The sequence below is a fragment of the Stenotrophomonas sp. STEN087 genome, from assembly GCF_056759115.1.
The window spans coordinates 1-5470 of the sequence record NZ_JBRRCR010000148.1; the positions used below are offsets into that span (position 1 = coordinate 1).

A 5470-nucleotide genomic window follows, 5' to 3' on the forward strand; every position below is an offset into this window, starting at 1 on the left:
CCGTGAACCCGTCCCTGGGGGCTTGGCCGCGGCATCCATGCCGCGGACACCCCCGCGAACCCGACCCGACCGACCTCTGACAGATGGCTGCTGCGTCCACCACCCACGGAAAAGAAAATGAAGATCAAAAGCAAAGCAGCCTGGCCGGCCGCTCTTTGCTTCGTGTAGAGCCGAGCCATGCTCGGCTGCGAGCAAGCGCAGCGCGCGACCCGCTTCTGCTGCTCTTTTTCTTTTCCGTGGCTGGACGCCGCAGGAACGTGTCCGTGGCCGGGCAGGTGGGTTGCGCAGGGGCGTGAGCCGCATGGATGCGGCGACCGAGCTTACAGGGATGTACTTGCAGCGTCCCCTGCGCAATCCACCTGCCCGGCCAGCCCCCATGAATCACCGCACCCCAGCCACGAGGGGCTGCGCCGTTGGCTGGAAACTACGGCCACCAGCCGTGCCCGAACCGGGCGTAATGATCCGCCGCCCGCTCAAACGGGTTGCGCGCGCTCACGCCCCCGCACAGCAGGTACACCGGCAGGTACAGCGGCCCCAGCACCAGGTACTGGTACACGTGCGCCCGCTCGTGGTCATCCAGACGGATCAGCGGCTCCACGCCCCACCCCGCCTGGTGCGCGTAGGTCCGGCAGGACATGCCCAGGTCGTGGCCGGTATGCAGGATCACGTTTCCCAGGGTGATCGCCCCGCCCGGCCCCCACGGCCAGTGGTCGAAGATGAGCGCACAGTCCCGGCCGCTCCAGCGCAGCTTCGCCCCGCCCAGCAGGCCGACCAGCCCGCCGATCACGCCGATCAGCGTATTGGGCAGGGTCCAGGCCGCGCCCAGCACCTGCAGCGCGCGCAGCCAGACCGGCCAGGGCCGCGAGGCGGCGTTCAATCGGCCTCGTTCGGGATCAGCAGCCACAGGATCAGGTAGACCAGGATGCCGGGGAAAGCGGCCGAACCGATCGAAACCAGCACGAACAGGATCCGCACCAGGGTGGGGTTCCAGCCGAAGCGATGGGCAATGCCGCCCATCACGCCGGCGATCATCCGATCGTTCAACGAACGCGACAGCGTGCGTGGCGTGGTGTTCATGGTGGCACCTCCTCGGGAACCAGAAAGAGCAGTCGAACGTGGCCCGACTCTACAACGCGGGTATGTCTACGGCGTGCGTTGACGCAACGCCTGCAGGCGGGCGCCGAACCAGGCGGCGGCGGTCTGTTCAGCCTGTCCCGGGCACTGGATGCGGTAGGCCTTGCCGCTCATGCTGCTCTGGCTGGCGGCGCGCTCGATGAACTGCTCGGCGCTGTCCACCTTGTCCTTCTTCAGCAGGTAGTCGTACTTGCGCTGCAGGTGCGCACGCGCTTCGGCCGCGTCGTGCCAGCTGCCATTGCGCTGGAACCGGCACTGCGAGCCATCGAGGCTGCCGATCAGCTGCGCGATCTCGCGCTGCGCCTGCGGGCCGGGGGCGGCGTGGGCGAATGGCGCTGCCAGCAGTGCGGCGAGGATCAGCGGAATACGGTACGTCATCATTCCCCCAAAGCAGTCGAGCATGGCTCGACTCTACAGGTCGCGGGCCTTCAGCCAGCCATCGATCGTCGCCGGCACTTCGCGCTGCGCGCGGCCGGACACGTAGATGCCGATATGACCACCGCGGAAACTGGATTCGGTGTAGTCGTCGGTGCCCAGGCGCCCGCGCATCGCGCGCGAGGCATCCGGCGGCACCAGGTGGTCCTGCTCGGCGTAGATGTTCAGCACCGGCAGCGTCACCTGCGACAGATCCACCGCTTCCTCGCCGATCCGCACCGTGCCGTTCACCAGCCCGTTGCCCTGGTAGAACTGCTTGATGAAGTCACGGAATGCCTCGCCCGCCAGGTCCGGCGAATCGAAGATCCACTTCTCCATGCGCAGGAAATCCTCCAGCGCCGCCTTGTCGTCGAGGATGTCGAGCAGGCCCACGTACTTCTGCACGTTCAGGCGGAACGGCTTGAGCATCAGGTAGCTGGCATTCATCAGGTCGGCCGGGATGTTCCCCAGCGTGTCCACCAGCAGGTCCACGTCCACCTGCCGCGCCCAGTGCGAGAGCATGTTGTCGGCAGTGTGGAAATCGACCGGTGTGACCATGGTGATCAGGCTGCCCAGCTTCTGCCGGCGCAGCGCGGCATAGCACAGGGCGAACACGCCGCCCTGGCAGATGCCCAGCATGTCGACCGGCCCACCGCTGCGCGTGCGCAGCGCATCCACTGCGCCATCGATGTAGCGCAGCAGGTAGTCCTCCAGGGTCTGGAAGCGCTCGGAGCGGTCCGGGTAGCCCCAGTCCAGCACGTACACGTCCTGGCCCAGCGCCAGCAGCTTCTGCACCAGCGAACGGTCGGCCTGCAGGTCGACCATGTACGGCCGGTTCACCAGCGCGTAGACGATCAGCAGCGGCGGCCTGCGGGTCGGCGCCTGCTCGCCCACGAAGCGGTACAGCACCACCTTGCCGTCGCGCCAGACTTCCTCGCGGGCAGTGGCGCCATAGTCCACGTCCTCCACCTGCGGCAGCAGCTTCAGCCCTTCCATCAGCTTGCGCTGCATGGCCAGGGTTTCCTGCATCAGGTCATCGGCGTTGAAGCCCAGCGGTCCTTTCATCAGTCGTTATTTCCGCGCAGTGGTGCGGCGTGCGGCGGGCTTCGCCGGTGCTTTCTTGGTAGCGGCCTTTTTGCCAGCCGGCTTCGGCGCGGCGGATTTCTTCGCCGGCGCGGCCTTCTTCGCGGGCTTGCGTGCGGCCGGCTTCACCTTGGCCGGCGCCGGCTGTGCCACCGGGTCGACCTCGGCGGTCCCGGCCAGCACGGCCACCTGCGCCTGCAGGCGGCGCAGGCAGCGCTCCAGCTCGGCGATGCGTCGGTGGGCGGCATCCATCTCGCTGCGCGTGGGCAGGCCGATGCGCTCGCTCACCTGCTCGACCTCGCGCTGCAGGCCGGCACGCAGGCGCATCTGTGCGTTGCCCAGCGAGGCGTAGACCTGCTGGAACGCCTCGGACAGGGCGACCTTGGCGTAGGCCTCTTCGGCCACCTCGATCCACAGGTCGAACATCGCCCGCGCACTGGTCAGCTGGCTGCCCGGTTGCTCGTGCTCGGCCAGGCGCTTTTCGAACAGGTCGAAGGCCTCTTCCAGCGCCTGCTTGATCTGGTCCACGTAGGCGCGCGAATGCTGCTGGTATTCCTCCTGCGCGCGCAGCAGGGTCTGCCAGCGCGCCTGGTGCTCGCGGCCGGGGCCGAAGGCCGGGCTCTGCAGCCACGGGCCGGCCTGTACCTGCCACTGCTGCAGCCATGCGGCAAATTCGGGCAGCGCGGCACCCGCCTGGGTGCTGCCACGTGCGCCCTGCAGCATCCACTGCAGCATGCCGTCACCCTGCCCCTGCACGGCTTCGCGCCAGGCCTGGGCCACGTCGGCGCTGCTGGCATCGCGGCCGGCGAAGCGCGCGGCCACTTCCTGCATCGTGCCGTACCAGCTGCCGGCCTGCTCGCGGAAGCGGCGCAGCGCATCTTCCGGCGCGCCCTGCCCCTGTTCGGGCAGCAGCTGGCCCCACCAGTCGAACAGGCGCTGCCAGCTGCCCGGGTCGTCGCCGGCCGGTGCCCCCGGCGTAGCGGCATGGCGCAGGGCATCGCCCCAGGCGCCGAAGTACTGGCGGGACAGGTTCTCGAAATCGCTGCTGCCGGCGTCGTGGGCCGAGCTGGTCATCGCGGGCCTCCGCTGGGCTGGGTCATGGCTTGGGAATGTGCAGGGTCTTGCTGATCATCAGCGAGCCGGACAGCGCGAACAGCAGCACCATCGGGTGCAGCTGCCACGGGCCGAGCTGCCACTGGCCGAACCAGAGGTCATGGCCGATGGCATCGGTGCCGGCGGCAATGGCCAGCACGATCACCAGCGCCAGGCTGGTTGGAATGGGCGTGCCCTCGAAGTACTTGACCTTGCCCTCTTCCCCAGACATCGCCTCGGCGGTGACGTTGTAGCGGGCCAGGCGGCTGACGCCGCAGCAGACGAAGTAGCTCAGCACCAGCCAGTCCCAGCCGCCCTGCATGCCGCAGGCATAGGCCAGCGCCGCCGGGGCCACGCCGAAGGAGATCACATCCGACAGCGAATCGAGCTCGCGGCCCAGGGTGGAGCTGGACTTGCGCCAGCGCGCGATGCGGCCGTCGAGGGCATCGAAGATGAAGGCCAGCGGGATCAGCGCCATGCCGAACATCAGGTAGCCGCGCTCGCCGTCCTGCAGGAAGCGCATGGCGGCAAACACCGCCCCGGTGCCGCAGAAGGCGTTGGCCAGGGTGAACCAGTCCGCCAGTTGGAACTCACGCAGCATCGAGAAATGACGTTTCATGGGGTCTCACGGGGCATCAAGGCAGACAGGGTACCGCGAGCGCCGCTACCGGTGACAGCGTTGGCATCGACCGGCCTTCACCCGTCCGTCACCCCTCATCACCGGCGGTGAATTTTTCGCCACCCATCTTGACACCCTAGGGGGGTGGAGCCTGTCGCGGCTTATCCACAAAGTTGCCCACGCGTAATCCACACCCCCTGTGGACAACCTGGTCTCAGGGACTGCGACGCTGGCCATTTGCTGATCACCTCGACGCGGGGTTTTCCTACTTCCCAATCCACCGACCGGGCGCTATGGTCACCGGCGGACCCGCCGACGCCACGTCCGATTCCTTCTTCATGGACGTTGTCGATGCTGGACGCACGCACCCTGGCCGCGCAGTTGCGGCACCCCCACGGCGAGGCCGCTCTGGCCGTGGGCGAATCGATGAACCGCAGCAACGGCGAGCTCAACCGCGCCGCCATCACCCTGCTGGCGGTGGCGCCTGGCGAACAGGTGCTGGGGATCGGCCCGGGCAATGCGGCCTTCGCGCCGCTGCTGCTGCAGGCGGAGGACAGCCGCTATCTGGGCATCGAGCTGTCCACGGCGATGGTCGACGCCGGCAACCAGCATCTGGCCGGTGTTGGCCTGGCCGATCGCGCCGCCCTGCGCCACGGCGATGCCCACGCGCTGCCGGTGGTCGATGCTTCGGTGGACGCCGCACTGGCGGTCAACACGCTGTATTTCTGGCCGAACCTGGCCCCGGTGCTGGACGAACTGGCGCGCGTGCTCTGCCGCGGCGGCCGCCTGTGCCTGGCCTTCGGCGATGCCGGCTTCATGCGCAGCCTGCCGTTCGCGGCCGATTTCCAGCTGCATGAGCTCGATGCGGTGGAGCTGGCGCTTCGGGTGTCCGGCTTCAACGTCTCGGCCTGGCGCAGCCACCGCGAGACGGCCACCGGCAACGACGGGCAGTCGCGCGACAAGCATTTCCATCTGCTGCTGGCGCACCGGCGCTGAGGCACCCCGGCGATCCGACAATCCGCCGGGCATGGCCCGGCGCTACCTGGAGGGGGCGGGCCGACAATCCGCCCGGGCAGGGGCCCCCCGAAACCCCGCCCACCGGCAAAGGTGACGCCCGGCCCACACCCC

The 5470-nt window shown here is 68.4% G+C and carries 7 protein-coding genes; 1 reads left to right on the top strand and 6 read right to left on the bottom strand.

Features of this window, described 5'->3' with window-relative positions; all coding sequences use genetic code 11:
* Positions 1–424: 424 nt before the first annotated feature.
* The 6 genes from ACVOK1_RS20130 to ACVOK1_RS20155 all read right to left on the bottom strand — a co-directional run bounded on the left by ACVOK1_RS20130 (position 425) and on the right by ACVOK1_RS20155 (position 4342).
* A complete protein-coding gene (locus ACVOK1_RS20130; RefSeq protein ID WP_406235831.1) occupies positions 425–877 on the bottom strand; it encodes a hypothetical protein in 453 nt (150 codons plus the stop codon).
* Positions 874–1077 carry a PspC domain-containing protein gene (locus tag ACVOK1_RS20135; protein ID WP_106468444.1) on the bottom strand — a complete coding sequence of 68 codons (204 nt, stop codon included), beginning with the start codon at positions 1075–1077 and terminating at the stop codon, positions 874–876. The genes ACVOK1_RS20130 and ACVOK1_RS20135 overlap by 4 nt, the downstream gene beginning before the upstream one ends.
* A gap of 66 nt (positions 1078–1143) precedes the next feature.
* On the bottom strand, positions 1144–1512 hold the full coding sequence (locus ACVOK1_RS20140; RefSeq protein WP_481563062.1) for a YfeK family protein: 369 nt from the start codon (positions 1510–1512) through the stop codon (positions 1144–1146).
* Between the two features lie 33 nt (positions 1513–1545).
* The gene (phaC, locus tag ACVOK1_RS20145) at positions 1546–2613 is read right to left on the bottom strand and encodes a class III poly(R)-hydroxyalkanoic acid synthase subunit PhaC (protein ID WP_481563063.1); all 1068 of its coding nucleotides are present in this window, start codon (positions 2611–2613) and stop codon (positions 1546–1548) included.
* Between the two features lie 6 nt (positions 2614–2619).
* The gene (gene phaE / locus ACVOK1_RS20150) at positions 2620–3705 is read right to left on the bottom strand and encodes a class III poly(R)-hydroxyalkanoic acid synthase subunit PhaE (protein ID WP_406235825.1); all 1086 of its coding nucleotides are present in this window, start codon (positions 3703–3705) and stop codon (positions 2620–2622) included.
* Positions 3706–3727: 22 nt separating this feature from the next.
* Positions 3728–4342 carry a CDP-alcohol phosphatidyltransferase family protein gene (locus ACVOK1_RS20155; RefSeq protein ID WP_079222297.1) on the bottom strand — a complete coding sequence of 205 codons (615 nt, stop codon included), beginning with the start codon at positions 4340–4342 and terminating at the stop codon, positions 3728–3730.
* A 345-nt stretch (positions 4343–4687) separates the two neighbouring features.
* Between ACVOK1_RS20155 and ACVOK1_RS20160 the strand changes: the two genes are divergently transcribed.
* The gene (locus ACVOK1_RS20160; RefSeq protein WP_481563064.1) at positions 4688–5338 is read left to right on the top strand and encodes a class I SAM-dependent methyltransferase; all 651 of its coding nucleotides are present in this window, start codon (positions 4688–4690) and stop codon (positions 5336–5338) included.
* Positions 5339–5470 lie beyond the last annotated feature (132 nt).

What these genes read in the sequence shown, in the direction of transcription:
- ACVOK1_RS20140 (WP_481563062.1), bottom strand. Translation starts at nt 1,512, where the DNA reads ATGACGTACCGTATTCCGCTGATCCTCGCCGCACTGCTGGCAGCGCCA.
- phaE (WP_406235825.1), bottom strand. Translation starts at nt 3,705, where the DNA reads ATGACCAGCTCGGCCCACGACGCCGGCAGCAGCGATTTCGAGAACCTG.
- ACVOK1_RS20155 (WP_079222297.1), bottom strand. Translation starts at nt 4,342, where the DNA reads ATGAAACGTCATTTCTCGATGCTGCGTGAGTTCCAACTGGCGGACTGG.
- ACVOK1_RS20135 (WP_106468444.1), bottom strand. Translation starts at nt 1,077, where the DNA reads ATGAACACCACGCCACGCACGCTGTCGCGTTCGTTGAACGATCGGATG.
- phaC (WP_481563063.1), bottom strand. Translation starts at nt 2,613, where the DNA reads ATGAAAGGACCGCTGGGCTTCAACGCCGATGACCTGATGCAGGAAACC.